24 protein-coding genes and 2 pseudogenes are annotated in these 26,196 nt (G+C 69.9%); 13 read left to right on the top strand and 13 right to left on the bottom strand.

The genetic code is table 11. From position 1 onward, the window contains the following. Nucleotides 1-5: 5 nt before the first annotated feature. The 4 genes from WMF27_RS04040 to WMF27_RS04025 form a co-directional block, all read right to left on the bottom strand. On the bottom strand, nt 6-1,022 hold the full coding sequence (locus WMF27_RS04040) for a hypothetical protein (protein WP_437761571.1): 1,017 nt from the start codon (nt 1,020-1,022) through the stop codon (nt 6-8). A 175-nt stretch (nt 1,023-1,197) separates the two neighbouring features. Continuing rightward, nucleotides 1,198-1,572 (bottom strand): VOC family protein, encoded by a 375-nt coding sequence (locus WMF27_RS04035; protein ID WP_437761572.1) that lies wholly within the window; start codon nt 1,570-1,572, stop codon nt 1,198-1,200. A gap of 138 nt (nt 1,573-1,710) precedes the next feature. Continuing rightward, nucleotides 1,711-2,052 (bottom strand): RNA polymerase sigma factor, encoded by a 342-nt coding sequence (locus tag WMF27_RS04030; protein WP_437761573.1) that lies wholly within the window; start codon nt 2,050-2,052, stop codon nt 1,711-1,713. Nucleotides 2,053-2,109: 57 nt separating this feature from the next. Further along, nucleotides 2,110-2,430 carry a hypothetical protein gene (locus WMF27_RS04025; RefSeq protein ID WP_437761574.1) on the bottom strand — a complete coding sequence of 107 codons (321 nt, stop codon included), beginning with the start codon at nt 2,428-2,430 and terminating at the stop codon, nt 2,110-2,112. 707 nt (nt 2,431-3,137) lie between these two features. Here WMF27_RS04025 and WMF27_RS04020 point away from each other — a divergent pair. Together WMF27_RS04020 and WMF27_RS04015 are read left to right on the top strand one after the other, a co-directional pair. Then, on the top strand, nt 3,138-4,076 hold the full coding sequence (locus WMF27_RS04020) for a hypothetical protein (protein ID WP_437761575.1): 939 nt from the start codon (nt 3,138-3,140) through the stop codon (nt 4,074-4,076). Between the two features lie 293 nt (nt 4,077-4,369). Continuing rightward, the gene (locus tag WMF27_RS04015; protein WP_437761576.1) at nt 4,370-5,338 is read left to right on the top strand and encodes a sulfotransferase domain-containing protein; all 969 of its coding nucleotides are present in this window, start codon (nt 4,370-4,372) and stop codon (nt 5,336-5,338) included. Here WMF27_RS04015 and sat read toward each other — a convergent pair. Further along, a complete protein-coding gene (sat, locus tag WMF27_RS04010; protein ID WP_437761577.1) occupies nt 5,326-6,429 on the bottom strand; it encodes a sulfate adenylyltransferase in 1,104 nt (367 codons plus the stop codon). The genes WMF27_RS04015 and sat overlap by 13 nt on opposite strands. Continuing rightward, a pseudogene (locus WMF27_RS04005) lies at nt 6,398-6,535 on the bottom strand (adenylyl-sulfate kinase); the annotation flags it as partial. The pseudogene WMF27_RS04005 and the gene sat, both read right to left, overlap by 32 nt. Before the next feature lie 201 nt (nt 6,536-6,736). Between WMF27_RS04005 and WMF27_RS04000 the strand changes: the two are divergent. From WMF27_RS04000 to WMF27_RS03990, 3 genes and pseudogenes are all read left to right on the top strand, one after another. Continuing rightward, entirely contained in the window at nt 6,737-7,609 is an 873-nt protein-coding gene (locus tag WMF27_RS04000; RefSeq protein WP_437761578.1) for a sulfite exporter TauE/SafE family protein, read from the top strand. Nucleotides 7,610-7,644: 35 nt separating this feature from the next. Beyond that, a complete protein-coding gene (locus WMF27_RS03995; RefSeq protein ID WP_437761579.1) occupies nt 7,645-8,520 on the top strand; it encodes a 3'(2'),5'-bisphosphate nucleotidase CysQ family protein in 876 nt (291 codons plus the stop codon). A 50-nt stretch (nt 8,521-8,570) separates the two neighbouring features. Next, a pseudogene (locus tag WMF27_RS03990) lies at nt 8,571-8,999 on the top strand (TSUP family transporter); the annotation flags it as partial. A 270-nt stretch (nt 9,000-9,269) separates the two neighbouring features. Here the strand turns inward: WMF27_RS03990 and WMF27_RS03985 are convergent. The 3 genes from WMF27_RS03985 to WMF27_RS03975 form a co-directional block, all read right to left on the bottom strand. After that, the gene (locus tag WMF27_RS03985; protein ID WP_437761580.1) at nt 9,270-10,559 is read right to left on the bottom strand and encodes a DUF1552 domain-containing protein; all 1,290 of its coding nucleotides are present in this window, start codon (nt 10,557-10,559) and stop codon (nt 9,270-9,272) included. A 71-nt stretch (nt 10,560-10,630) separates the two neighbouring features. Continuing rightward, on the bottom strand, nt 10,631-12,376 hold the full coding sequence (locus tag WMF27_RS03980) for a DUF1592 domain-containing protein (RefSeq protein WP_437761581.1): 1,746 nt from the start codon (nt 12,374-12,376) through the stop codon (nt 10,631-10,633). Between the two features lie 400 nt (nt 12,377-12,776). Further along, nucleotides 12,777-13,592, bottom strand: coding sequence for a hypothetical protein (locus WMF27_RS03975; protein WP_437761582.1), 816 nt, complete (start codon nt 13,590-13,592; stop codon nt 12,777-12,779). Nucleotides 13,593-13,806: 214 nt separating this feature from the next. Here WMF27_RS03975 and WMF27_RS03970 point away from each other — a divergent pair, with 214 nt between their 5' ends. Both WMF27_RS03970 and WMF27_RS03965 read left to right on the top strand, forming a co-directional pair. Further along, nucleotides 13,807-14,463 carry a hypothetical protein gene (locus WMF27_RS03970; protein ID WP_437761583.1) on the top strand — a complete coding sequence of 219 codons (657 nt, stop codon included), beginning with the start codon at nt 13,807-13,809 and terminating at the stop codon, nt 14,461-14,463. A 267-nt stretch (nt 14,464-14,730) separates the two neighbouring features. Then, nucleotides 14,731-15,222 carry a UPF0262 family protein gene (locus WMF27_RS03965; RefSeq protein WP_437761584.1) on the top strand — a complete coding sequence of 164 codons (492 nt, stop codon included), beginning with the start codon at nt 14,731-14,733 and terminating at the stop codon, nt 15,220-15,222. A 167-nt stretch (nt 15,223-15,389) separates the two neighbouring features. Here the strand turns inward: WMF27_RS03965 and WMF27_RS03960 are convergent, their stop codons facing one another. Then, a complete protein-coding gene (locus tag WMF27_RS03960) occupies nt 15,390-15,896 on the bottom strand; it encodes a DUF1993 domain-containing protein (RefSeq protein ID WP_437761585.1) in 507 nt (168 codons plus the stop codon). A 396-nt stretch (nt 15,897-16,292) separates the two neighbouring features. Here WMF27_RS03960 and WMF27_RS03955 point away from each other — a divergent pair, with 396 nt between their 5' ends. Further along, on the top strand, nt 16,293-16,850 hold the full coding sequence (locus WMF27_RS03955) for a hypothetical protein (RefSeq protein WP_437761586.1): 558 nt from the start codon (nt 16,293-16,295) through the stop codon (nt 16,848-16,850). 105 nt (nt 16,851-16,955) lie between these two features. Here WMF27_RS03955 and WMF27_RS03950 read toward each other — a convergent pair whose 3' ends face one another. Beyond that, entirely contained in the window at nt 16,956-18,866 is a 1,911-nt protein-coding gene (locus WMF27_RS03950; RefSeq protein WP_437761587.1) for a response regulator, read from the bottom strand. Nucleotides 18,867-19,384: 518 nt separating this feature from the next. Here WMF27_RS03950 and WMF27_RS03945 point away from each other — a divergent pair. The 4 genes from WMF27_RS03945 to WMF27_RS03930 all read left to right on the top strand — a co-directional run bounded on the left by WMF27_RS03945 (nt 19,385) and on the right by WMF27_RS03930 (nt 23,370). Continuing rightward, complete coding sequence (locus WMF27_RS03945; protein WP_437761588.1) at nt 19,385-19,825, top strand: hypothetical protein; 441 nt, start codon at nt 19,385-19,387, stop codon at nt 19,823-19,825. A gap of 77 nt (nt 19,826-19,902) precedes the next feature. Further along, on the top strand, nt 19,903-21,111 hold the full coding sequence (locus tag WMF27_RS03940) for an aminoglycoside phosphotransferase family protein (RefSeq protein WP_437761589.1): 1,209 nt from the start codon (nt 19,903-19,905) through the stop codon (nt 21,109-21,111). Nucleotides 21,112-21,234: 123 nt separating this feature from the next. Further along, on the top strand, nt 21,235-21,639 hold the full coding sequence (locus WMF27_RS03935; RefSeq protein WP_437761590.1) for a cytochrome P450: 405 nt from the start codon (nt 21,235-21,237) through the stop codon (nt 21,637-21,639). A gap of 150 nt (nt 21,640-21,789) precedes the next feature. Further along, on the top strand, nt 21,790-23,370 hold the full coding sequence (locus WMF27_RS03930) for a hypothetical protein (protein ID WP_437761591.1): 1,581 nt from the start codon (nt 21,790-21,792) through the stop codon (nt 23,368-23,370). Between the two features lie 122 nt (nt 23,371-23,492). Here the strand turns inward: WMF27_RS03930 and WMF27_RS03925 are convergent, their stop codons facing one another. Beyond that, nucleotides 23,493-23,921 carry a hypothetical protein gene (locus WMF27_RS03925; protein WP_437761592.1) on the bottom strand — a complete coding sequence of 143 codons (429 nt, stop codon included), beginning with the start codon at nt 23,919-23,921 and terminating at the stop codon, nt 23,493-23,495. Nucleotides 23,922-24,222: 301 nt separating this feature from the next. On the opposite strand from WMF27_RS03925, the gene WMF27_RS03920 reads away from it, so the two are divergent. Next, nucleotides 24,223-24,699, top strand: a complete 477-nt coding sequence (locus tag WMF27_RS03920; RefSeq protein WP_437761593.1) for a VOC family protein — start codon at nt 24,223-24,225, stop codon at nt 24,697-24,699. 54 nt (nt 24,700-24,753) lie between these two features. On the opposite strand, the gene WMF27_RS03915 is transcribed toward WMF27_RS03920, so the two are convergent. Beyond that, complete coding sequence (locus WMF27_RS03915; RefSeq protein ID WP_437761594.1) at nt 24,754-26,055, bottom strand: aminotransferase class V-fold PLP-dependent enzyme; 1,302 nt, start codon at nt 26,053-26,055, stop codon at nt 24,754-24,756. Nucleotides 26,056-26,196 lie beyond the last annotated feature (141 nt).

Below are 26,196 nucleotides of genomic sequence, written 5' to 3'. Positions count from 1 at the left end.
CGCGCTCAGTCACACGGCCCGAGGTCGGCCCACTCGGCCGGGCACCAGAAGGTCGGGTTACTGGGCGGGCAGCTCGGGTGCGACCACCAGATCTGCTGGGTCGCCGACCAGAGGTGGCCGCCGTCGGTGACCAGCGTGGAGGGAGTATACACCTGCGCCGACGCCCATGCGGGCACGCTGCTGCAGTCGTTCGCGGGCGACGTGCAGGCCTCCCACGTCGACGGCGACGCCGTGAGGTTCTTGTTCTGATAGATGTAGGGCGCGGCGTCGTGGAACGACCAGGTGCTCGCGCCCGACATGTCCTGCCAGACACCCGAGGTCGTCTTCAGCTGCTGGCGAAGCATCTTGATGGGCGCCTCGCAGGAGACCTGCGGCTCGGGGTACTCCGGGCCCACGTCGGCGAAATGCTCGATGTCGTGCGCGTACATCTCGACGGTGCTGCGCGCGTCCTGGGCGAGGAACTGCCAGCCGGCGCCGTCCTTCATGTCGACATAGAGGCAGAGCTCGGAGCCGGTCACGCTCGCGACGCGCTGGGGCGTGCACCACTCGTACTTGAAGACGACCTGCTGCCCGGGCTGCAGGTCGCCGAGCGAGCCGCCGCAGGTGCCCCCCGAGCCCCACTGGGTGTTGCAGCTCGAATGATTCCCCGTAACCCCGTCGTCATCTCCGAAGTAGTAGACGAACCACCCGTCGGGGCTGTGGTAGATGCCGGACTCGAGGTTGTAGTACCACTGGCCTACCGCGGTCCAGGCCGTGGACTCGTTCAGGAGCTCGGGGACTTGCCACTCGATGAGCCAGCCGCGGGTGTCCCCGACGGTGCCCGTGTAGCTGCTCGTCAGATCGTAAGTTCCGCGCTGGCTCGCCACCCCGAGGCTCTCCTCTTCGTCCGCGCTGGCACCCGAGGTGCATGCGGCGGCGCCGAGGGCTCCGAGGAGCAACAGCGCCGCGCCGATTCGCGGCAGGGCAGCGCGCGACGGACGACGAAAATGGGTATGCATCGACAGGGTGCTCTTCTCAATCATAAGAATTCTCCTGAGAGCTAGGTTTTTCCCCCCGCAGCGCTGAATAGCGCAGCCGCTGGCCGCTCACAATGAAGTCGTGTTAAGGCGAACGACGTGATTCCGGGATCGGGCGCCGAGCGCGCGGGGCGCCGTTTGCGGGGGAGGTCGATGCTCTGGCGGCGATGCGGACGGCAGCTCAGCCCGCGCCTGCGTCGATGATCTCGATGCGGTTTCCGAACGGATCGTCGGTGTGGAACCGCCGCACGCCGGGCAGCTCGTCGCTCCAGCGCACCGCGTGGCCCGCGGCGAGGAGCGCGGCCGCGATCTCGTCGATGCCCCTCACGGCGAAGCCGGGGTGCGCCTTGCGCGCCGGCTGGAAGTCGCGCTCGACGCCCAGGTGCACCGTCACGCCGCCCGCGCGGAACCAGGCGCCGCCGCGGGACGCGAGCGGCTCGGGCTTGGGGACCTGCTCCATCCCGAGCACGTCCCGGTAGAACGCCACGGCGCGCGGCTCCTGCCCGGGCGGCATGGCCAGCTGCACGTGATCGATGCACAGGAAGGTGAAGGGCATGCTCCACCCAGGATACATCGACGCGACGCGGCCCGCGAGCGGCGACCCGTCATCGTGCGGAGCGCGTGCGTCGCGCCGCTCGGCAACCGCGATGGTCGAGATCTGTTCGTTGAAGAGCGCGAAGGCAGGCTCCGTCGGCTAACCTCCCCAGCCGCCCGTGCCCGTCACTCCGCTCGTGCCCGGCGCCGAGCCGCCTCCGCTCGATACCGTGGTGTCCCAGCCGCCCGTGCCCGTCACTCCGCTCGTTTGGAGATAGTTCCGCGAGGCCGAGCGATTCGAGCCTGCTGCGGTATGCCGACCCGGAAAGCTCGCGAGGCGCTGGTAGACGATCACGAAGGCCTCCTGGCAGACGTCCTCCGCGTCGGCATCGTGGACACCGAGCCGTCGCCGCAGCGCGCGCCGCACGAAGGACGGGACCGGGCCTCCCTGCGCGGAGATCGCGCGCGACGGGCCTTCGCACGCCATGGCGAGCAGGGACATGCGCTGGGGTGAGTGGACGCCCGGCGGGCGCCTTTTGAGACAATCGACGCGGCCCGGTCACCGCAGTTCGAGGCCGAGGCCGAGGTCGAGGATCGCCGACACCGGCGATGCATGGAAGACGCCGTGCCGCTCCCCCGCCTCGTCGGTGTAAAAATACATATCGCGCACGAGCGGCACCGCGATCCCGAGCGCGACGGCCCCGAACAGCGGGCCCACGAAGCGCCGCCGCACGCGCGTGTCGAGGCTCAGATCGAACGCGAGCCGCTCGTTTCGGAACCTGCTCGGCACCTCCGATCCCTCGACGCGCAGCGATCCGACCATCGCGCCGGCGCAACCAGAGAGCGCCGTCCCGCCGCGCGCGACCTCGACGGGGCACACGGACAGCCTCCCGTATGCGAGCGAAACACCCGGATGGTCGCCCGCCAGGCGCCGGCCTCCTGCGAGCGCTCGCTCCGCCCCTCGATGGCCACCTCGCCGCGGGTGGGCGGCACGAACACGCCGCGCCCGAGCCGCCGCTCCACAGCCAGCGCGAGCGTCCGCGCGTCGATGCACGCCTCGGCCCCGGACATCCTCACCACGCGAGCGACGAGGTGCGCCGGGCCGCGCCGGCGGGACGATCGAAGGTGCCCAGCGCGACCCCGATCCACCGCGGACGCGCCGCCGTGAGGGCACTTCCGCCGATCCCCGTCGAGGCGAATCGAAGACACCGCCCCGACCGAGCGCGCCACTGTCCGAAGCGTCCCGCGACCGCGGCCGCGACGGAAGGCCGGATCGGCGACGAGCCCGAGCCGGAAGACCTGCCGACGATGCCGGCCCAACGCTTCACCTTGGGAACCGCCGGCGCTTGGTCGCTCTCGCGAGCCGCCTTTCCCTCCAGGGAGAGCGCGGCATGGAGCGCCGGCAGAACGCGCCGCGCGCTCCCCGCGGCGAGTCCTCCGGCATCTTCACTCCAGACCTCTCGTGAGCGACCTGCTCGTCACTCGGGAGCCCAAGCCCGCGATCGGCGTGTGGTGCCCGCCCATCGAGGCGGGAGAGAGGAACTGGATATGTTCGGAAAGCTCGCTCGAATTCGAGGTCTCATCTCGTTGGCTGCGGCATCGGCCGCGACGACGTCGGCGCTTGCCGACGCGAACGCCACCTATGTGTACGATCCCAACGACTTCGCGGTCGCCGTCGTCAGCTCCACCAGCCTGCCGGCGACCAGCCTTTACAACGACCCCGCCGCGGTCCTGGGTCGACCCGCGCTCAAGTTCAACAACGGGACGATCGCCAATCCACAGTTCCGGCGCGTGAAGGTGATCGAGCCCGCATACAACACCGGCACCGCCAACGAGCGCCTGATCACGACGCTCAACGCAGGCCAGTCGATCACGGTCCGCATGGGCCGGCTCGTCTATGACGACCCCAACAACCCCTACGGCATCGATCTCAACGTCTTCGGGAACGCCTTCTTCTCGGCCGGCACCTTCACCTCGGACGCCACCAACCTCAACACCACCACCCTCGGCGGCGTCTTCTCGGAGAACGTTCGTGTGTCGGTCAGCCCGGACAACGTCCAGTGGTATACGTATACGGGTCGAACAGGCGACGGCCTGTTCCCGACCAACTCGTACCGCTGGGATCGCGCCACCGCGTCATGGACCAACGACGAGCTCGATCCGACGAAGCCCGTCGACCCCTCCCTGACCGCGTCCGACTTCGCGGGCATCTCCGCGGCCGACGCTCTCGACCTCTACGACGGTGCGGCCGGCGGCGCTGGGTTCGATCTCGCCCCCACCGGCTTCGCCTACATCGAGTACGTGCGGATCGAGGGCGTGACCGGGTTCTCCGGAGGCGAGATCGACGCGATCGCCGCCGTGAACCCGGTCACGCCGCTGGCGGCCGTCCCCTTCCGCGGTGCCGAGTGGCTCTTCGCCGAGGCGCGCCCCTCCGAGCCGGACGCGCTCTTCGGAGCGCCCGCCGCGCACGCGATCTCCGGGGCGGGCTCCCTCGCCATCCTGCTCGCGGGCCGCGGCGATACGTAGGGTTTCCCGCGAGCCGCTCGTCGGCGCTGACTCGGGTCTTGCTTCGCCGCGCGCCCGGGTAGCACGACTGCGTCAGAGCGAGCGCCGGATCCGGTCGAGGAAGGGCGCTCGCTCTCTTCTCGGGAGAGCGGCATCCCGCAGAGAGGCCTGCCGGACGCGCCGGGATTGGTCCGGTTCTTGAACGCCACTTCGATCGTGATATCGAAACGGAGCACCTGGCTGACGGCCACTCGGTGGGGGCGAGCCCGTCGTCCGGACATCCTGCTCGGAGCAGCGACAAAGGAGGGTGACAAATGGTCATGAACGACAGATTGATCCTGCCGACGCGAGTCGTCAGGGACTACCTTAACAGTTCCCTTGTCTGGAACGACTTCCTGACGCAGGGCGGCTTCGTCTCCGGCGACATCGTCGTGGCGGACCCGTTCAAGGCGGGGACCACGTGGACCCAGCGCATTATCCAGCAGATCCTCGACAACGGAGAAGAGCGGAGAGACGCTCTCTCGGACACGTCGCCCTGGCTGGACTCCAGCTTCGGCGACCACGCCGCGATGCTGGCGATGCTGAAGGCGCAGCGTGAGGCCGGCGAGCGTCGTGTGCTGAAGTCGCATTTGCCCGCGGACGCCGTGCCCATCGCCGCGCAGGCCCGCTACATCTTCGTCGGCCGGAACGGCAAGGATCTCGGCATCAGCTTCCACAACTACTTGAGTCAGTTCTCCGCCGAGACCATGGACAAGATCAACCGCATCCACGCGAAATGGTCCAACGATCCAACGCGGCTCGTTATTCCGGAGGGCGCGCAGGCGTTCTTCGACAAGTGGCTGGACACCGACGGGTACGGCTGCTGCGATCTGTTCGACGTCGTGCGATCGTGGTGGAAGCTCCGGGGCGAGCCGAACGTGCTCCTCGTGCACTACCGGCGGCTCAAGGAGGACCTGCGCGGTCAGATCGTGCGCATCGCCGAGTTCATCGACGTCGATCCGACCAGGCTGCGGTTGGATGTGATCCTGGAGCACTGCTCCTTCGGCTACATGCGTGCGCGAGCCGAGCAGATGGCCCCGTTCGCCGGGACACACATGCGGGACCCCAAGGCGTTCTTCCACAAGGGGCCGGCCCGCGACTACCGCGCCGAGATCACCCCCGAGCAGAGCGCGCGCTTCGATCGGCTGGCGCTCGAGAAGCTGGGAACCGACTGCGCCCACTGGCTGGAGACCGGCGAGGAGCGCCCCGGAGCGTCGGCCGGCGGGCGCCGTCAGGCTGCCTGATCGTGCCCTCGCCCCTGCGTCGCTGAGAGGAGGATCTGCGCGACCTCCGGGCGGCTGAACTCGGGAGGAGGCAGCTTCCCGGCGCGCAGCAGCTCGCGCACCTGGGTCCCCGAGAGCGTGATGCGCGTCTCCGGCCCTCCAGGCGCGGTCTTGTCGGTCGCCATCCCGCCGACGACCGTGGACCAGAAGGCCTCCTCGAATTTGAGCGGCTCGATGCCGAGCTCGCTCGGGAGGAAGTCGTCGAACGCACGCTGCGCGTCGTACGTCCCATAGAAGCGCCCGACGCCAGCGTGGTCGCGCCCGACGATGAAGTGCGAGCAGCCGTAGTTCTTGCGCACGAGCGCGTGGAAGATGGCCTCGCGCGGCCCCGCGTAGCGCATGGCGGCCAGATACAGCCCGAGGACGACCCGGTCTGCGGGGTAATACTTCTCCAGCAAGAGCTCGTAGCAACGCATCCGCACGTCCGCCCGGACGTCGCCGGCCTTGGTCGCGCCCACGAGCGGGTGGAGCAGGAGCCCGTCCGTGATCTCGAGTGCACACTTGGTGATGTGCTCGTGCGCGCGATGAATCGGATTGCGCGTCTGGAATCCCACGACGCGCCGCCAGCCGCGCGCCTCGAAGGCTGCCCGCGTCGCCGCCGGATCCCGGGGATACTCCGGGAACTGCGGTGAGAGCGGCCGCTCGATCAACCAGACCTCGCCGCCGAGGTACACGTCGCCCGACGACCGCAGGTAGGCGACGCCCGGGTGGCCTTCGTCCGTTGCGCCATAAACGTTGCGCGCCTCGACCTCCTTGTCCGGCGTCCAGCGGTCGACGAGCTCGAGCACACCGACGACGCGCCCGTCCGGCGACGCCAGCGCCACCTCGCTGCCGAGGGAGAGACGAGCGGCGTCCTCGTCGGGGACCGCGAGCGTGATCGGGATCGACCAGACGAGGCCGCTCTCCAGCCGCCGCTCGCGGACCACGCGCAGGTAATCCCGCGACGTCATGAACCCCTTGAGCGGGGAATAGGCGCCATTGCCGATGAGCTCCAGATCGCTCGCCCCGCGCTCAGTGTGTGCGGACGACGTCTCCGTCGAGCGACTCGACATGCACGCCCCGCCTCGGCAGCTCGGCAGCCAGCATGGCGGCCAAGGTCGACTTGCCGGACCCCGACAACCCGGTAAACCACACGACGAAGCCCTCGCCCGAAGCCATTGTGTGCCTCCTTTCGACGTATCCGTACGCCACCGCTTTGGGCACGCAGTATGCCACTCTGCATGGGCGCGCTGGCCCACTCGCGCGCCCGTGCGCCCGTACACGACCGTCGTCTGCGGTACGCGGGTGCGGGCGACCTCCGCGGCTCGAGCGGGCTCCGCTCGCCCCCCGGGGCGCGGCGACGTGGCGCGACGCAGCGGTATGACGATGTACCTGATAGCGGCGCTCGGTCTGATCATCGGGATCGTATCGGCCATCCTCGGGGCCGGCCCGTCGATCCTCACCGTGCTGCTCTTGACAAGTGTCGCCGGGCTCGAGCTCCACCGCGCGGTCGCCACCTCGCTCGTGGCCGTCATGCTGATGAGCCTCGTCGCGGTCGTCCCGTACGCCATGGAGAACGCCGTCGTCTGGCGGTACGCTTTCACCTTCGGTCTCGCCTCGATGACGGGAGCGTACCTCTCCGGACACATCGCGGGTGTGATCCCGGAGCACATCCTTCGGGTGATCTTCTTCATGGCCACCGTGGTCGCGTCCGTCGCGATGCTCTGGGATCGCCCCCCGCTTCCGCTGGACCAAGGCAGAAAACGATCGAGCTGGCGGCCTATGGCCGTGCTCGCGGCAGGGGGGATCCTGGTCGGTTGCTTGACCGGCCTGGTCGGTCTCGGCGGCGGGTTTGCTATCGTCCCCCTGCTCGTCATGTTCACGGGGACCCCCGTGCACGCCGCGATAGGCACCTCCATCCTCGTCATCGCGATGAACACGATGGCTGGTCTCGCCGGCCATCTCCCCCACCCGCCGATCGATTGGCCGCTCGCCGTTTCGCTGAGCATCACCGAGTGCGCAGGCAGCCTGGCCGGCGCCAGGCTCGCCAGGCACATCAGCGCGGCCGTGCGGCGTTGGGCGTTCGCTGGCCTCATGCTGGCGGCGTCGGCCTTGACGCTCGGACAAGCCATGCATGGATATCATCCCTCGCACGTGCTGAACGGGCGAGGCCGCGGCTGCGCCAATCCCCGCCACGTCCCCAATCCCACGGTGGCCGACTGTGCACCATTGGGACATGTGGGCGCGCCCTAGCGATCCGCTGCGCCCGGTATTAATCATAGGGTAAGATGAAGACGGATCCGGAGCTCGACGAGGTACTCCGTATTGCGCGCGCCGCTGAGCGTCGCGTGCGCGCCATCTACGCCACGGCCTTCACGGTCGAGCTCAAGGGACCGGGGGATCCAGTGACGCGCGCCGACCGAGAGGCGAGCGACATCGTCTGCGAATCCCTGGCCTCATCCTTCCCAGGCGACGCCATCCTCTCCGAGGAAGGTGTGCCCGAGGATCCCGCGGAGGTGGCCCGCCTCGTCACCTCGCCCCGGGTGTGGTTCGTCGATCCTCTCGACGGCACGCGCGAGTTCACCGAGCACATCGGCGAGTTCGCGGTGATGATCGGCCTCGCCGTCGCCGGCCGCGCCGTGCTCGGCGTGGTGGTGATGCCGGCTGACGGCGAGGGGATCGCCGGCCGAGCGGGCGGCGCCGCGTTTGCCGAGGACGCTCACGGCGCGCGGCGCCCTCTCTCGGTGAGCGCGGTGAGCGATCCGCGCGAGGCCACGATCGTGATCTCCCGCTCCCACCGCCCTCCGCTGCTCGACCCGTTGCTCGCTCGCCTCGGCACCGAACGCATCGTCCCCTGCGGATCGGTCGGCGTGAAGGTGGCGCGCCTCGTGCTGGGGCAGGCCGATCTCTACGTGCACGACGGCGGAGGCGCCAAGCGCTGGGATACCTGCGCCCCCGAGGCTGTGCTGACCGCCGCAGGCGGGCGCATGTCTGATCTCGACGGCGCGCCCATCGACTACCGAAGTGACGACCTCGTCCTGCGGCGCGGCATCGTCGCTACCAACGGCGCGCTGCACGAGGCGGTGCTCTCCGCGGTGGTGGCGAGCAAGGTGCGCGCGGCTGCGGCTCGAAACGACGACAGGGCCGTGACCAAGGGTTCCTGAGACAGACATGTCGGCGGGGGCCGACGAGAGGTGCGCATTCCGGGAGGGGTATGGCGCGCGATATCCTGATCGCCGTCGTGATCACCGCAGCCATCCAGTCCGTCTTCGGGGTCGGGGTGCTGCTGTTCGGCACGCCCATCCTCCTCCTGCTGGGGTACTCCTTCACCACGACGCTGACGGTGCTCTTGCCGATATCCATCTCCATCAACCTGCTTCAGATCGCCCAGCACTGGCGCCAGATCGACTGGACCCTGTTCCGAAGGATCCTTCTGTACACGATCCCCTTCGTCGTGGCTTGCCTGGCGTTCGTCACCCGCGTCAAGATCAACGTCGGCTTCATCATCGGTCCGTTCCTCGTGTTCGTCGCCCTCAAGGACTTCTCCCAGCGGATCGGCGCAGCGGTCGAGTCCCTGATACGCTACGAGCGCACCTACCTCGTCACGATGGGGGTCGTGCACGGCCTTACGAACCTGGGCGGCTCGCTCCTCACCGCCCTGGTGCACGCCAAGAAGTACGACAAGGACGCGACTCGAGTCACCACCGCCATCCGCGCGGCGGGAGAGCCGACGATCTCAGCGTCAGCGCCACGGACGACGACCGACCGATCGAAACAAGGCTGGATGATCGACATGCCACCCAGTGAAGCACCCGTTGAGAGAGCGCTCACCTGGAAAAACGTACGGAGCGCGCCCGCTGGCGGGGCGCCGCATGCGCTGCGTTCCGCGCCGCCGGCGAGAGGCGGCGCCTGCTCAGGTGAGCGGCAGGGCGCCCCCGGTGTTCAAGACGCCCTCGCCGAAGCTCTTGACGTCCTCGAAGCCCATGTAGTGGAAGCAGCTCACGAGCATGTCGGCGAAGGAGCGATCGCCGCGGAAATCCACCAGCCGCCCGCGCCGGAAGTAGTCGTGCGCCTTGCCCGCGAAGACGACGAGGCTGTCCTCGATGCTGTGGCTGTCGCCCTGCCCGAGCTCGTTCCAGTGCACGACGAGCGTGTGATCCCAGAGCGTGCCGTCACCGTCGCTCGTGTTCTTCAAGATATCGTAGAGCTTCGTGTTCTGCTCCCAGAGGTGCCTGTGGATCTTGCGCACCTTGGCGAACGAGTCGTCGTCGCTGTTGTGCGAGATGTCGTGGTGCCCGTCGCTGAGGCCCAGGTTCGCGTAGACGCGGTTGCTGGTGTTGCCGCTCCAGTTGAAGTGCACAACGCGCGTCAGATCGCAGGCGAACGCGAGGGCGCTGATCTTGAAGAACAGCTCGCCCATGATCGCGTGGTTCTCGTCGGCGTAGGGGTTGAGCCGCTCGCCGAGCGGGGTCTTCACGCACGCGGCCGCGCCGTTGCCGGCCTGGAGCGCGCGCTCGACGTCGCGCATCGCGTCGAGGTGCTGCTGGATCTTGGCGCGGTCCTCGGCGCCGACCCGGGTGAGGAGGGAGTTGCCCTCTTCGCGCACCAGATCGATGGCCGACTGCTTCTTCGCCAGCCGCCTCAGCACCTCTTGCTGCGCGCCCCCGTCGTCGGGCATGGAGGCGAAGATCCGGGCGTAGGCCTCGTACGGGTCGGTCTCCGGCGGGATCGGGCTCTGCTCGCCCGCGGGCCCCGCGTGGGAGTGGGTGTTCCAGATGTCGTTCCACTTGTCCCCGACGCGGTACACGAGGTGCCGGTGCGCGATGCTCTCGTTCGCTTCCAGCACGCGACCGCCGATCGCATAGTCGGCGCTCGGCCCCTCCACGTAACCGATGGTGCTCTCGGTGCCGCCGATGGGGAACGACCCGGTGCCGGACTTCCACGGAGCGAGCGAGCTGCCGCCCTGCTGGTGGTTGTCGGCCCGCTCGGACTCCGGCAGATCGTAGAAGCGCTTGTGCAGGTTGTTGAGAAAGAGGAGATCCTCGCGGTAGGGCTCGAGCGGGGCGAGGAACTCGCCGAGCTGAAAGCTCGTCTCACCGCGGGCGTCGAAGCGCCGATCCGTCTCGTCGCCGTTCGCCTGGAACACGAACATGATGCGGCGCGGGGACGGCGTCGTCTGGGCTCGCGCGCGGCTCGAACGCATCGCATCGAGGAACGGGAGCGCGAGCGCAACTCCGGATGCGCCACGCAGGAAGGTACGGCGGCTCAGAGGTTTCATTGTTTCTCCGGGACGATGACGGGGCGGTAGCGGAAGGCGTCGGTCTGCGTGAGCGCGACCAGGAGCTCGGACAGGCTGTAACCGCTGTCCTTGAACGCGAGCGAGAGCGACGCCATCGAGCAGCGATCGGCGTCGGTCTTGTCGCGACCGTAGAAGAAGCGGAAGTTTTGCAGCACGTAGCAGGCGCGCGCCTCCTCGCTCTGCGCGAGGCGCTGGCCCAGCTCGGCGGCGTTCGCCACAGGGCCGTTGACGTCGCGCGTGCTCGAGATGGCGCTCGAGGTGTCGATCGGCCTGCCGGCCTCGTCCGTGGCGCGGGGGCGGCCCACGGCGTCGAACGACTCGAACACCACGCCGATGGGATCCATCAGCGCGTGGCACCCCGCGCAGCTCGGCTCGGTGCGGTGGAGCTCGAGGCGCTCGCGCTGCGAGAGCCCCTCTCCCAGGCCCTCGAGATCGAGCTTCACGTCGTTGGGCGGCGCGGGCACGATCTGGCACAGGACATCGGTGCGCACCTTGAGGCCGCGGCGGACGATCGAGGTGCGCGTCGCCTTGTCGCGCGTGAGCATCATGCCCTGGGTCAGCACCCCCGAGCGGCCAGGCATGTCGACCTTGACGAAATCGTCGCCGCTCACCCCGCTCACGCCGTAGTGCTGCGCGAGCGCGCCGTTCACGAAGCTGTAGTCGGCGGCGAAGAGGTCGTCGAGCGAGCCGCTCGGGCTCGCGAACAGGTCCTTCACGAACGTGCGCGTCTCCGCCCGCAGCAAGGCGGGCAGGTCGCGCGGGAGGCCCGGATACACCGCCGGATCGCGGTTCATGCTGCTCAGGATGTCGGTGTCGAGCCACTGGTCGAAGTACTCGAGCAAGCGCTCGGCCCTGGGATCGGCCAGCATGCGCCGCACCTGGGCCTCGAGCTGCTCTGGCGTGCCGAGCTCGTCCGCCTCCGCCGCCCGCGTGAGCTCCTCGTCCGGCTGCGACTGCCAGACCAGGTACGAGAGCCGCGAGGCCATCTCGTACGGCGTGGGCTCGGTGACGTCACCCGTGCTCGCCTGGCCGAGCTCGACGCGATAGAGCACGTTCGGCGACTGCAGCATGCTGAAGACGACCCACTCGATGCCGTCGTCGAAGGTGTACCCGTCCGCTCCCGCGGTGAAGCGCTCCTCGTAACTCTGGACCTCGGCCTCCGTGAGCGGCCGGCGGTACGCCCTGGCGCCGAAGGTGCGGATGAAGTCGCGCGCGCACTCGAGCTCACCGATCTCCTCCGGATCGCAGGAGACGAGGCCCGAGGCGTGGGCCGCGACAGCGGCGACCTGCTCCGCGGCGTCGAGGAACTTCTGCGCGACGAGCGAGCCGACGTTCAAGAAGCTCGCGTTGTTGCGGAAGCCGAGCGACTCGGACTCGTTCGGAAATGTGGCGACCACCTTGTCGACCGCGGAGGCCACGCCCGGGACGCCGGAGAAGAGATCCTTCACCGTGTTGGCGTACTCGTAATTGCTGAGACGGCGGAGCGGCGCCGTACCGGGCCTCGGCGTCTGGCAGAACGCCGAATCCAGCACGTCTTCCGGGGGCTGGACGATCCCAGGTTCGTCCCCGCCGGGGCCCGTGCCAGACCCCGTGGACTGGCCGGGCCCGCCGATCTGGCCGTTGCAAGCCGCGACGAGCGCGAGCAAGAGCGGCGCAGCGTACCTGAGGTGTGAGCCGAAGAGCTCGAGAGGCCAGCGATGCGTGTGTTGCTCGGGGTTCACCGTGTTCTCCACGCCGCGCCCGAAGGAAGGCACGAGTTGGTGCGAGCGCCGACCACATGGATCGGCGCCTGCACGGGTTCCCGACGCTGCGACTCAACAGCGCCGATTTGATATTATGTACCAGAACCTGTCCCGTCCGGCTCACGGCAGAGGTCGATCGCGGACATTTTTGTGCCCCAACGACCCACCAGCTCACCCATTTTATCTACTGTCGTCGCCTTTTTTGAACCTCGACGGTAGCTGCGCGCGGCGACTCACCGCAATCACTACCGAGAGCAGATAGTTCAACTATCAACGATTTTGACGCCTGGACGACGACGTGGTCCGGGATCACCTCGACGCGTCTCGCTGAGCGCCCGCGATCCCAGCGTCACGCCGCCGAGAGGCCCCCATCAGGCGATCACCTGTAGAAGCCGACGTCGTCGATATAGACGTCGAAATCCTGCCCTTCCGTGAACCCGAACTCGATCGCGAAGAGCCCTGTGAGGTCGATGGCCTCGCCGGTTGGCTCGGCGTCCCCGCCGCCGCGCGCGAGCTCCTCGAAGGGGATCACGACCGGGGCCCACGCCGTGCCGAGGCGCGCGATGAATGACCAGTCGTCGAAGCACGGATTGGCCACGTCCTCTCCCGATTCATCGCAGATCCCGCCCGCGGGATCCGAGGTCTTGTCCGGGATGTTGACCTTCATCGTCGTCGCCGCGCCCGCGTCGCCGAGCTTGGCCCAGAACACGATACCGCTGTACGCCGACGCGTCGTAGGCGAGCAGGCCCCCGTCGGGGCCGTTCAGCGCGAAGCCGAACCCGGCGCCCCACTCCGTGAAGCCGGATCCGAACGTGTGCATCGCCATCGTGCTCTCGCCGCGCGGCTCCGCGAGCGCCTCCGGGACGAACCCGACGGGATTCTCGTCCGAGTAGACCGGGGGAGTCTGCGTGCCCGTCCCATCATTGAAGCTGTACCAGTAACCGACCCTGCCGCCCGCCTCATCGATGGCGCTGTCGCCGTCTTCCATGTCGTCGATCAGCGCGACGTCGGTGGGGACGACCACCTCGCCCCCGCCCGCGCCAGTGCCGGCCTCGCCCCCCGCGCCTGCGCCGGCCTCGCCGCCCGTCGCGCCGCCCACGAGGTGGTAGCTGTCGTCCAGCCCCACGAGCGTGGTGCATCCCCCGGCTGTGAGCGTCCACGCCGCGCACATCCATGCTGCACGCCTCTTCGCCATATCTTCTCCTACCATCACCGCGTGGGCACGGTCCACCGCGGCCCCACTGCGCCCACGGCACCCGGGAGAGGCAGCGACGACCGCCGGCGTTGGACGGATCTGCCCTGCGGCGCTGGGCGACACCCGGGACTTGCGGCGCAGCGCCGATCCGTGAGACCTTCTGTGCGTGAGTTCACCCAGAGCGCCTGAATCGACAGATCTGGTCGTCGAAGACGTGACACGCGCCCTGGACGCCGCCCGCGAGGAGCTGTCGGCTGCAGCAGCCGCTGCGCTCTCCGGAAAACGCGGAGACGGGGGATGGGCCCGTTACCAAACTGCGCACGACAAGTGCATCTCGCTCGAGCGAGATCTCGCCCGCGCGACCGGGGAGGAGTGTGCCGTCGAGATCCCCTGGCAACACCCTTGGAATGTCGGCGCCCCACTCCCGCATGTTTTCGCCACGAGCTCTCGGACTCTCGTCGTCTACAACATGCGCGAACCTGACCCCACGTGGGATGGCTCGTATGCGACCGTGGTCGATCCCACCAGCGCCGACCTGCGCCTGATCGCCATCGTCGAATTCGAGCTATGCCTCGCCCACAAGTTCGGTCCACCGAATGACGAGGTCCTCCACGGACATCCCCTGCACGGTCGCGGGCTGGTCGGGTATGCCGCGCACGTCGTCGAGAGGTCTCGATGGATCGCCGAGCTGATGAAGATCAACTCGGTTCACAGCCAGTACGATCCAAGTCAGTGGAAGCAGTATCGACACTACTTGCTCGCCTTCCACGACGAGACGTTCGAGTGCATCGCCCGGGGTCATTCTCTGAAACAGACCATGTCGTCATTCCCCGAAGCGCTCGATTTGTGCACCAAGCGCATCCTGGCATGACGTCGCCGCCCACCTGGTTTCGAAGACGGCTCGACTGTCCCGTGGGGCGCGTGGTGCACCGAGCGTTGTGCGCATCCCGGCGGTCGTTCGGCGTGACGAGGCAGAGGTTGCTGCGGAATTCTATCCAGGGCGTTCGGGGTCCCCGGCGGCGATCCCGCATCGGACCCAATGCGGACAACACGTATACCATGGAGTTTTGTCGATTTCTTGACCGACCATAGGCCGTTACAACCGTGAGGTGTGAGCGCTAGACTGAGCTCAGCCCCTATGCCCGTCCATGCCATCCGAATCGAAGAGCGCCTCTGGTCGAGCGCGTCGCCGCTCCGCAGGCAGGAGTGGCGCACGATCACGACCGATATCGTCTCCGGCGAGCCGCCCTGGCCCTCGCGCGAGCCCTGCACCCTCGTCGCCGGTTGCGACGACAGAGACCTCCACCTCGTCTTCACCGGGAGCTCCCTCTCGGCTGACACCCTCGCCCTCGCGCGGGCGGAGGTCGCGCCGCTCGTGGGCGAGTACGTGGACCTCATCCGAAGGCTCTCCGGGGGCGACCTCTACCCCGCCCACATCGAGCCCATCGATATGGCCAAGCGCGTCCTCCACGACGCCGGCGCAAGGCGGATAGGCGCCCTCCTCCCCGACCTGAGCCCGAGCTTCGAGACGCGCCGCCGCTTCTTCTCGCTCGTCGTCTCGCTCCTCGTCGACACGACGCGGCTCGGCCCGCTCCCAGCGCACCAGCATGACCCGAGGCGCGCGCGGTAGCCGGGCGTCAGGTAGAAACGACGACGAGCGGCGGTCACCCGCACAGGAGACGGGCCCAGATCGGCGTTTTCGGCGCACAGGCGTGCTCCAGCACGCCGAGCACCGAAAACGTCGAGGTGGGCCCGTATCCGCAGCGGGTGCCCGCCGCTCGCCGCTCGCCGCTCGGATCAGCGGGCGCCTAGGAAGTCTAGCTTGCCGATCTCGAGCCCGTTGTGGCGCAAGATCGCGTAGGCGGTCGTCACGTGGAAATAGAAGTTGGGCAGCACGAAGTTCAGCAGGAAAACCAGGCCCTTGAATTGCAGCGGCTGATCGCGCGTCGGGACGGTGATATCGCGGTCCTCGGAGCCGTCGATCTGCTCGGGCCGCAGGCTGTTCAGGAACGCGACGGTCTTGGTGATGCGGGCCTGTAGCTCCTGGAAGCTGGCCTCGTTGTCCTCGTACTTCGGCAGGTCGGCGGCCGCCAGCCGCGCCCCACAGCCCTTGGCGATGTCGGTGGCGATCTGCACCTGGCGCGTGAACGAGAGCATGTCCGGGGCGAGGCGCGCGTCGAGCAAGACGCGAGGCTCGATCTTCTTCGCCTCGGCGTACGCGGCGGCCTTGGTGAGGATCGTCGAGAGGTTGCCGAGCATCTTGACGAGGACCGGGACCGAGGCCTGATACATCGAGATCGTCATCTTCTCATCTCCTTGCTATCGCACGGTTCAGGCAGCGCGTTCCCCGCGCGGCGCACGCGGCGCCGACGCACCCCCTGGCGGGGACGCGAGCAGGCGCGAACATAGGGCATCCTGCTCGCCAGGCAAGCACGCCCTCTCACGCAGGGGCCGCCCGCGCCCCCCGGGCGCCCGAGCACGGCGCTCGTTCGCCGGGATCCACGGACTCCAGCGCTGAGGACGCGCCCGCCGGGCGCTCTGCGTCATGACGCGCTCGTGAAGTAATGTAAAGAGCATTGACGAACAAGCTTTGATGACGGGGTGCCGCGGCGCGAGGCTCCGTGCCGGGGAGGCAGCGCGACGGAGCGCGCCGTGATGGCCCTCGACGGCCGCACGGGCGGCGCGCTATAGGGGGCGCCGATGCGAAACCTCCTTTTCGTCTGCTTGTTCACGGCTGCGCTCGCGACCGCTTGCGGCTCCGCGACGACCGACCCGGAGCCGACCGGGAGCGGCGGGTCGGCCGCCAGCTCGACGAGCGAGAGCTCGGCGAGCGCCAGTTCGACGGCCTCCAGCTCCGCGACGGGCGCAACCTGCACTCCTGGCGAGACCACGTCCTGCACCTGTCACGCCGTCAGCGAGCCGGGCGTCGCGACGTGCCTCGCCGACGGCAGCGGCTACGGGCCGTGCATGGAACAAGGCGGCGGCGCCTGCCGCTGTCCCCTCGGGCGCAGCGACGGCTGCTGCCCCGGCGACGGGATCTGCTGTGCGTGCGTGCAAGGCTGCGATCCGAACACGGATCCGCTGCAAGATCCCGAGACGGACGCGCTCATCGCCTGCGTCTGCGCGGCGGGCGTGTGCGCCGGCGAGTGCGAGAGGGAGTGCGCTGGCCAGGGCATCGCGGCGGACTGCAGGGCGTGCGTGCAGCAGGCGGGCGCAGACGCGTGCAAGGCGGAGTACGAGGCCTGCGGCGGGACGTGAGCCCGCGCCGCGCGTCGCGCGGCCGATGGCGCGCCGGGGGGCGGGGCCCGATTCCCCCCTTCCCGGCCGGCCCCGATTCCCACCTTCCCGACCCCGGGCTCGCCGCTACATCCTCTCGGGCTCTGCCGCTCTCGCCTCCAGCAGCGCATCGATCCGCCGGAGCAGCTCCGCCGGGTCGATCGGCTTCGGCAGCACGCGTCCCTCGTGGGCCGAGAGGAACCGCCTGCTCACCTCGCTCGTGCCCCCTCCGGTCATGAACAGCACCCGGTCGACGAGCGCCGGCAGCTCCGCCTGGAGCCACTCGTGGAGCTCTATCCCCGTGCCCTCCTGCATCACGATATCGCAGAGCACGACGTCGAAGTCCGCGTCCAGCCGGAGCGTCCTCTGGGCCTCTCTGCCCGAGCGCGCGCAAACGACCTCGTGCGACGCCTCGAGGAGCCCGCGCAGCGCGCGCAGGAGGAGGGGCTCGTCGTCCACGAGGAGGATCCGGGCGCGCCGCGCCGGCTCCTCCCGCCGCGCGGGCGCAGGCGGCGCGCGGCGAGGGGTGAGCTCGGCGCTCGACCAGGCGGGCAGCCGGACGCGGACGCAGGTGCCGACGCCGGCCTCGCTGCTGACGCCGATGGTGCCGCCGCACGACTCCACGATGTTGCGGCAGATCGCGAGTCCGAGCCCCGTCCCCTCCCCCGCGCGCTTCGTGGTGAAGAACGGCTCGAACAGCCTGTGCATGTGCTCCTCGGGCACGCCGCAGCCGGAGTCCACGATCTCCGCGACGACCTCCCGGCCCTGATCGCGGGTCCGCACCTCGACGACGTTGTCGGCGACGCGCCCCTCCCGGATCGACTGCGCCGCGTTGATGAGCAGGTTGACGAACACCTGCGTCAGGCGCCCCTCCGCGCCGCTCACGGGCGCGACCGAGGCGAGCTCGCGCACGACCCGCGCGCGGTGCTTCATCTGGGAATGCACGATGTTGAGCGCGCTCTCGATCACCGCGTTGACGTCGGTCGGCCCGATCGCCTCGTTCGCCTCCGCGCGCGCGAACACCCCGAGATCCCCGACGATGTCCATCACCCGCGCAGCGCCGTGGCGGGCGTCCGCGAGCGGCTGGGCGAGGTGCTCGGTGGCGACGCCCCTGTCGGCCAGCCGCCGCACCTCGCGGGCGAGCAGCTCGAGGTTGGCCACCACGTACGCGAGAGGATTGTTGATCTCGTGGGCCACGCCCGCCGCGAGCTGGCCGACCGCGGCGAGCCGCTCGCTGCGCTCGAGCCGTGACCGCAGCTCCTCGGCCCGGCGCCGCCCGGTCACGTCGCGCAGGAGCGCCATGCGCGAGGGGCGCCCCTGCCAGTCCACGTCGACCCAGCGGACGTCGATGACGACCTGCTGCCCTCCGACCTCCAGGCTCGTCTCGCCGGCGCAGAGCGCCGCCGGGCAGCCCCGCCCTGCGACGGGGCGCCCGTCGCCCAGCAGCGACTCCGCAGCGGGGTTCGCGAAGAGCACCGTCCCGGAGGGATCCAGCACGATCACTCCATCGGCGCTCCGGGCGATGAGCTGGTGCAGGTTGGCCTCGTTCTCGCGGGCTTCGGCCATCGCCCGCGCGAGCTGTGTCAGCAGCTGCTGGCGGCTGACCGCATAGCGGATGGCTCGCCACAGCGTGTCCGCGCCGAGGCCCCGCTTCACGAGGTAATCCTGCACCGACGCGCCGAGCGCGCGCTCCGCGAGGCGGACGTCGTCGTGGCCCGTCAGCACCACGATGGGCACATGGGGGTCCACCGCCCGCACCCGCTCGACCACCTCGATGCCTTCCCCATCGGGCAAGGAGAGGTCGAGGAGGACGACATCCCACCCCTCGTTCACGCGCGCGAGCCCGGCGGCGAGCGTCTCCGCGTGCGCGAGCTCGGCGCGCTGCCACGGCACGGCGTCGAGGTGGCTTTGCACGACCGAGGCGGCGATGGCGCTGTCCTCGATCAGCAGGAGGCGAAAGCAAGGCGCAGGCGGCGCCCGGCTGGGTTCTGCGGACATGGTGACCCCCTGATGGCTAAGGAACGCCAACGCTTTCCCGGAATCAAGCGCCTCGCGCGCTCGCCGCGCTCGCCGCGCTCGTCGCGCCGGCGGCTCGCAGCGCGGGCGGAGCGGGGATTGCCGCGCTCCTCCGCCGCGGACGACGCAACGCGCCATTCGGCGCACCATTCAGCGCACCATTCAGCGCACCATTCAGCGCACCATTCAGCGCACCATTCAGCGCATCATTGCGGCTTCCGCGGACCGGCCGCGCCATCGGCGCTATCGTCGCCGGAAATGGAGTTCCTCCCCTTCCCGAAGATGCCGTGCCTCGGCGCGAGCGACGCTCCGACCTGGGTCGCGCTCGAGAAGATCCACGGCGCGCAGCTCGTGATCGGCGTCGACGCGGCCGGCGTCCATTTCGGCAAGCGCAAGGAGTGGCTTCGCGACGAGGACCCCTTCTTCGGCTGGCAGCTGCTCCGCGCGTCGCTCCGGGACGCCGCCCGCGCGGCGCACGCGGCAAGGCGGAGATCGCCGCCGTGCCCGAGCGCTTTCCGTCGCGCGTCGCGTCCGCCCTGGGGCTGCCGCCCCTCGGCCCGGAGAACCTCGCGAAGGGCCTGGTGGCCAAGCCCGACGTCCGCATGCCGGCCGGGGCCTACATGGCCTTGAAGCGCAAGATCGCCGAGATGCGCGAGGACCGCTTCGACGAGAGCGCGCCGTGGGACCCGGAGCGCCCGGTCGACCTCGCCACGCTGATCCGCTGGGGGGAGCGGCTCGTGAACGGCCCGCGCCTCGCGTCCGCCGCGTCGAAGGTGGGACGCCACGATCGGGCGGCCCTCGACGAGGAGGCGGCCCTCGACGTGCTCGTGGACCTCGAGGCGGCGTTCCCAGGCGCGATGCGCGCCCTCTCGCCCGAGGACAGCGAGGCGCTGGAGCGCGCCGTCAGGGCCGCCGTCGCGGCGGAGCGGCTCTCGACGTGAGCGGCGCGCGGACGTCTTTCGTACGGCGGCCGAGCATCCGCGCGCGAGCGACGCCGCCCCTTCGCTATCATCGCGCGATGCTGCCCCACCCGCCGCGCGTCGTTCGGCTCGTCCTCCTCACCGCGAGCGGCGGGCTCGTGGGCGCGCTGCCGCCCTATCCGGTCGCGACGCCGTGGTGGCAGGATGCGCACGCGGTCGTCCAGGGTGCCCGCGAGCGCTTCGGCCTCCAGGTGACGGTCCTCCGGATGCTCGCCGCCGAGCTCCCGGCCCCCCAAGGCGGGGCGGTCACCTACCTCGCGGAGGCGGAGCTCGACGCGCCGCCGCCCGGGGTCGAGCCCTGGCGCGGGGCGCTCGACGACCACCCGCTCCGGCAGCCGTGGGCGCGGCCGGGCGGGCCTGCCGACGACCTCGCCTGGGCGGACGCCGTCCTGCGCGATCGGGGCCTCGCGCGGACGGCGCCCGCCGAGCAGATGCGGTCGTGGAACCTGTCGAGCCTGTGGCGGCTCCGGGTTCGCGACGAGATTGTCTGGCTGAAGCATGTCCCTCCGTTCTTCGGCCACGAGGGGGCTGTGATCGCGCGGCTCGCGGGGGGACCTGTACCGGCGCTCCTCGGCCACGACGGCCGGCGGATCCTGATGCGGGAGATCCCGGGCGAGGACCTCTACGAGGCCGAGCTGCCGGTCCGGGAGAGGTTGGTCTCGCTGCTGGTCGGGCTGCAGCGCGACGCGAGCCGACAGGTCGGTGAGCTCCTTTCGCTCGGGCTGCCGGACTGGCGCGCGCCGGCCCTGATCCGGCTCATTGCTGACGTGATGGCTCGGACGCCCGAGCTGTCCGCCGGCGATCGGGCGACCCTCGACAGCTTCGTCGATGGCCTGCCCGAGCGCTTCGCTCGCCTCGCCGAGGCCGGGCTGCCCGACACGCTGGTTCACGGCGACTTCCACGTCGGCAATGCCCGCGGCGACGCGACGTCGGCCGTCCTGCTGGACTGGGGCGACAGCGGCGTCGGGCATCCGCTGCTCGATCAGCCAGCGTTCCTCGACGGGGCCCCGCCCGGCGTGGTCGAGCCGCTCCAGAGCTCCTGGAGCCGCGCGTGGCGCGCCGCGATCCCGGGCTCCGACCCCGAGCGCGCCGCCGAGCTGCTCGCGCCCGTCGCCGCGGCCCGCCAGGCGATCATCTACCGCAAGTTCCTCGACAACATCGAGCCGTCGGAGCACCCCTACCACGCGAGAGATCCCGTGGCGTGGCTCGCGAGGACAGCCGCGGTGGTGCGCTCTCGATCCTGCTAGCTGGGTGAGCACCGCCGCCACCGAGCTCTCGGACGGTCGACGACGCGCGCCCTCCCCGCGACGCGCCTTCCTCGCGAACAGGTACAGCAGGAGGCGGCCACGGACCCGAGCGGTCAGCTCGACATGCCGAAGGCCGTCAGTGATGCGACCGCGTTCGTGTTCGCGGGCCACAAGACCACAACGGACCTGCTCGGCAACGCCGTGCATCTCTTGCTCCTGCACCCTGACACGCTCGCGGCGCTCGTGCGCGATCCGTCCCTCGCCGCCGCCGTCGTGGAGGAGACCCTCCGCCGGGACTGCCCCGTCCCCGGGACGACCCGTGTCGCCAATGTCGACGTGACGATCGGAGACGTCACGATCCCCAAGGGGGCGCGGGTCTTCGTTCTCCTGGGCTCTGCCAACCACGATGAGGCCGTCGTTGAAGCCCCCGCGAGGTTCGAGCCCGGGCTCCGGCAAGTCACCATGTTCCGAGGCCCCGTGTCCCTCGATGTCGCCTGGGACGCCAAGGGTCAGGGGTCGAGCGCATGAGGAACGCGCGGGAACGCAGGTGATCTCGTGGGCGCGCTGCTGCCCTGTCCTGCCGCGGTCGCGGAGAGGTTGAATGTGTCCCGCCAAGCCGGGAGAGGTCGCGCGGTCGGGGATTGACATCTCCGAGGCCTTCGGATCTCATCCTCGCGCATGATGCGCGAAAAATCCGGGCACGGCGGGGGAGCGGGCGCCAGGCGCGAGCTGGGTCTCATTCTGGGGCTCGTCCTCGTCGCGGCCTGCGGACAGAAGGTGCGAACGTTCGAGTCGTCGTCGAGCTCCAGCGACGTGGGCAACGGCGGAGGCGGCGGTCATGCGGGCAGCGTCGGCAGCGCGACAGGCGGCGACGAGACCGGAGGCGACGGAGCGGGTGGCGGCGCGGCAGGCGGCGATGGATCGGGTGGCGGCGCGGCAGGCGGCGACGGGACCGGGGGAGAAGCCCCCCCGCCTCACTGGGATACGTTCGAGCGCATCGGTCATGACGATCTGGCCAATCAGATCTCGAATTTCCTTCCGCAGGTCGCGGTCTCGGCCAACGGCGACGCGCTGCTCGTGTTTTATGATCAGGACACCGTCTGGGCGCGCCGCTATGTCAAGAAGAGCGACAGCTGGGACCCGCTGCTGCAGGTCAACGACGCGGCCACGAGAGGCGTGAACGCCAGGGTTGCCATCGACGCCGAGGGCAACGGGGTGGTCGTCTGGTATTCGTCCTCGGTGGGCGGCGCCGTGTTCGGCAAGCGGTTCACGGCATCGCTCGGTTGGCCCGCCGGGTGGGGCACGGTCGAGACGATCGCCGAGGGCACCTCGGGGGTCTCGAAACATTCGACGACGGTCGCGATGACCCCCGCCGGCCATATCGCCGTGGGGATCGACGTGAACACCGTCGACACCTCGGCGCGTGAGGGATACCTGGCCATTTACGAGGGCGGGCAGGGCTGGCAAGCCCCGGTGAAGGTGTCGGGGAGCACGACCAGCTGCAACGGCACGGCTGTCGGCGTCTCCACCGTGGGCACGACGCTGCGCGCGGTGGCCGCGTGGTACCAGTCGGACGGCGGGCGTCTCAACGTGCTGGGCAACGTGGTCACCTACGATCTGACGACGCACAAGGGCAGCGCGGCAGGCCCGAAGCCGCTGGAAGCGGATGACACGCTCGACCACTTGAGCCCACGCGTCGTGATGGACGACAACGGGAACGCGATGGTCGTCTTCCTCCAGCGCGACTCGACCTCCTCGGTGTCGCACGTGATCGCCAATTTCTATTCAGGGGGCGTGTGGGCCGGAGCGACCGGCGTGGATACCGCGGGCCAAAGAGCGACGGACTACGCCGTCGCGATGAACGCGGAGGGTGACGGGGGCGTGGTGTTCCGTCAGTGCGGCGCCGGCTGCGCGATCTGGGCGCGGCGCTTCTCGGGGACGACGTTCCAACCGGCCGACAAGCTCTCGGTCGATGAAGATAGCGTGAGCGGTCCCGAGATCGCCGTGGATGGGGCCGGGCGAGGGCTCGCGGTGTGGACCCAGAAAGCCGCCGCCCTCCGGTCGATCTTTGCCAGCGAGCTCTCGCCCGCGCAGGGATGGACGGAGGCCCACGCGCTGGAGGACGACAACGCCGCGGAACACTGGGAGCCGACGGTGGGCTTCGGCCCGAACGGGACCGGGATCGCCGCGTGGGTGCGCGAGACGACGACGAACGACATCATGCGTCGCTCGATCTTCGCCGATGTTTACAGACACTGAGGACGGCGCTGGGCGCCTGCCCCGCGAACATCCGAGTCCAGGCGTCCACGGTCCTGGTGGGCCTTCAGCCGGGCTCCAAGAGCCTTTACGCGCTCATCCGCGGGCGGTGCACGCAGAGAGGCTCAGCGCGGGGACACGTTGATCAGGCGGGCCGCGCACCGGCCGCCCTGGCAGAGGCAGCCGCCGCCGCAATCCATCGTTCCGGGCCGACACTCCTGCGTGCACATCAGGCCTCGATCACACGTCGGCGCGGTGGCCTTCGCGATGCACGCGGCCGCGTGGCACCCGCACACGGGCACACAGTCTGCGTCGCTCTTGCACGGATCGCTGCCCACGACGATCCGCTCGCCCATCGGGGCGGCTGCCGGCGGCGCGGCGGGCTCTTCCGCCGGTGGCGCGTCCGCACCGGGAAGCGCGTCCGCGCCGGGAAGCGCGTTCGCGCCGGGAGGCGTGTTCGTGCCGGGAGGCTCATGCGCGGACGCCCTGCACCCGGCGCCGCAGAGCCCCGCGGCCAGGATGACCCCCATCGACCCATCGAGGATGTGTCTCATGCGCGTGCTCTCTCACGGATCGCCACGACGTTCCACCCGGCCCGCGAGCTCGACATCGCCCAGGGCCGCCCCCGGCGCGGCGGCCGGCGGACCACGGCGGCCGCCCGGCGGGCTGCCGCCCCGCCCCCCCTCGGCCAGCCCGGCGACCCGGGACCCGGCCGCCCCGGCGGGCCGAAAAAAAAATCGTCGGCCCCATGTCGAGCAGGCCCACCGTGCTCCGACATCCAGGCAAAGCGCGGTCGCGGTGACCGCGCCGCCCTCACCTCACCGCCGGGCCCGACCCCGGCCAGGAGCCCCGATCATGACCACCACGCAGAAGATCAAGACGTGCCTCTGGTTCAGCAACAACGCCGAGGAGGCGGTGCAGTACTACCTGTCCATCTTCAAGGGCTCACGGATCGTCTCCGAGCTCCGCTCGGGAGACGCGGGTCCGGGGCCCAAGGGCTCGCTCGTGATGGTCGAGTTCGAGCTGAACGGCCAGCGGCTCATGGCCCTGAACGGCACCCACCAGAAGTTCAACGAGACGTTCTCGCTCGTCGTCACCTGCGAGACGCAGGAGGAGGTCGACGAGCTCTGGAGCAAGCTCACGGCCGACGGCGGCGCCGAGAACCAGTGCGGGTGGCTCACGGACAGGTTCGGCGTGTGCTGGCAGATCGTCCCGTCCGCCTTGATCCGGCTCATCCAGCACCCGGAGCCGGCCAAGGCGGGGCGGGTCATGCAGGCGATGATGCAGATGAAGAAGATCGACATCGCGCGAATCGAGGAGGCCGCCCGATAGGCGCCCTCGTCCCGCCCGCCCGAGGTCCGGCGAGGGCTCGCCGGACCGCGCTCCTCACGCGAGCGCGCGGATCGCGCGCAGCACCGCGTCGACGTCCGCCTCGGAGTTGAGCAGGCTCGGCGCGACGCGGACATACGAGGTCGCGTACGGCGATGTCGACGCGATGATCTTCCTCTCGCGGAGTCTCCCCACGACGGCCTCCGGCGTCATCCCCGCCACCTCGAAGCACACGATCCCCGCGGAGAGCGCGTCGTCGAGCGGCGTGTGGAGGGTGACGTGGCCCATCCCCTTGAGCCCTTCCTTGCACTGCCGGTTCAAGGCGTGGATCCGGGCCGCGACCCTGGCCTTGCCCATGCCCCGGTGGAACGCGAACGCCGCGGGCAGCGCCCACCGGTGCTCGAAGGAGTGGAACCCTCCGGGAGACATCATGTCCGCGGTCGTGGGCGGCGGCGGCTGCTCCCGGAGCCAGGCTTCGTATGCAGCCTTTCCGAAGGACGGGATGCTGGGGCGCAGCATCGGCCAGAGCTCCCGCTTGCCCCAGAGCACGCCGGTGCCCCGCGGCCCGAACATCCATTTGTGACAGCCCGCGGCGAAGAAGTCGCAGGCGAGATCGGCCATCGTGGCGTCCTCGACCCCGAGGCCGTGCACGCCGTCCACGCAGCAGACGACGCGCTTCGCCGGCGCCCGGCCCTGGTTCGCCCTGGCGACGACCTCGGCGATGGCGCGCACCGGCGTCTTCACGCCCGAGCTCGAGTGCACCCACGTGATCGCCACGACCCGCGTGGCCGGGGTGAGCGCTCTTTCGATCGCCCCCGCCATCTCCGTCGCCGTCGCGGCGCTGCCCCTCGCATAGAGCGCGATCTTCCGCACCACCGCGCCGGTCCGCTCCGCGGCGAGCCGGAGCGACTCGTGCGTGGAATAGTGATCGTGCTCCGTCGTGAGCACCTCGTCGCCGGCCTCGAGCGGCAGGCCGAGGTACAGCGACGCGAGCCCCATCGTGGTGCTGTCCGTGAGCGCGATCTCCTCGGCCGCGGCGCCCATGTACGCCGCGGCCGCCTCCCGCACCGGCGCCAGATCCCCGTGCGCGTGGAGCGCGTCCACCGGGTTCTCGTCGAGCTCCCTCCGCAGCCGCTCGATCGCCTCGCGGACGGGCCGCGGGTGCGAGGCGAGCAGGAAGGCCGTCATGTGGATCCACGCCGGCGACAGATCGAACTCGTCCCGAACGCCCTGCCACGGATCGGCCGGCGCCTTCCGGCGAGCGCTCGCGGTCGTCATCGCCCCCGAGCCCGCACAGCCCGCGGCGCCCATCACCAGCAGGCCTGCGAGCACGCTCCGCCTGGGTAGCTTCGTCGTCATCTGATCCCCCTCCGTGCCGGCGCGGCGGCTGCCCGCCGGCGCCGCAGCATCGCTCGCCCGGGAGCGCCGCGCTCCCGCGAACAGAGAGGTCGGACCGCGCCGCCCCGGGCGATGGATCAGGGCATTCCCAAGCAGTAGCGA

The sequence above is a fragment of the Sorangium sp. So ce281 genome (assembly GCF_051527395.1).
In the GTDB taxonomy this organism is placed as follows: domain Bacteria; phylum Myxococcota_A; class Polyangia; order Polyangiales; family Polyangiaceae; genus Sorangium; species Sorangium cellulosum_B.
The sequence above is the reverse complement of the archived record's forward strand: the minus strand, read 5'-3'. Positions and strand labels throughout refer to the sequence as shown.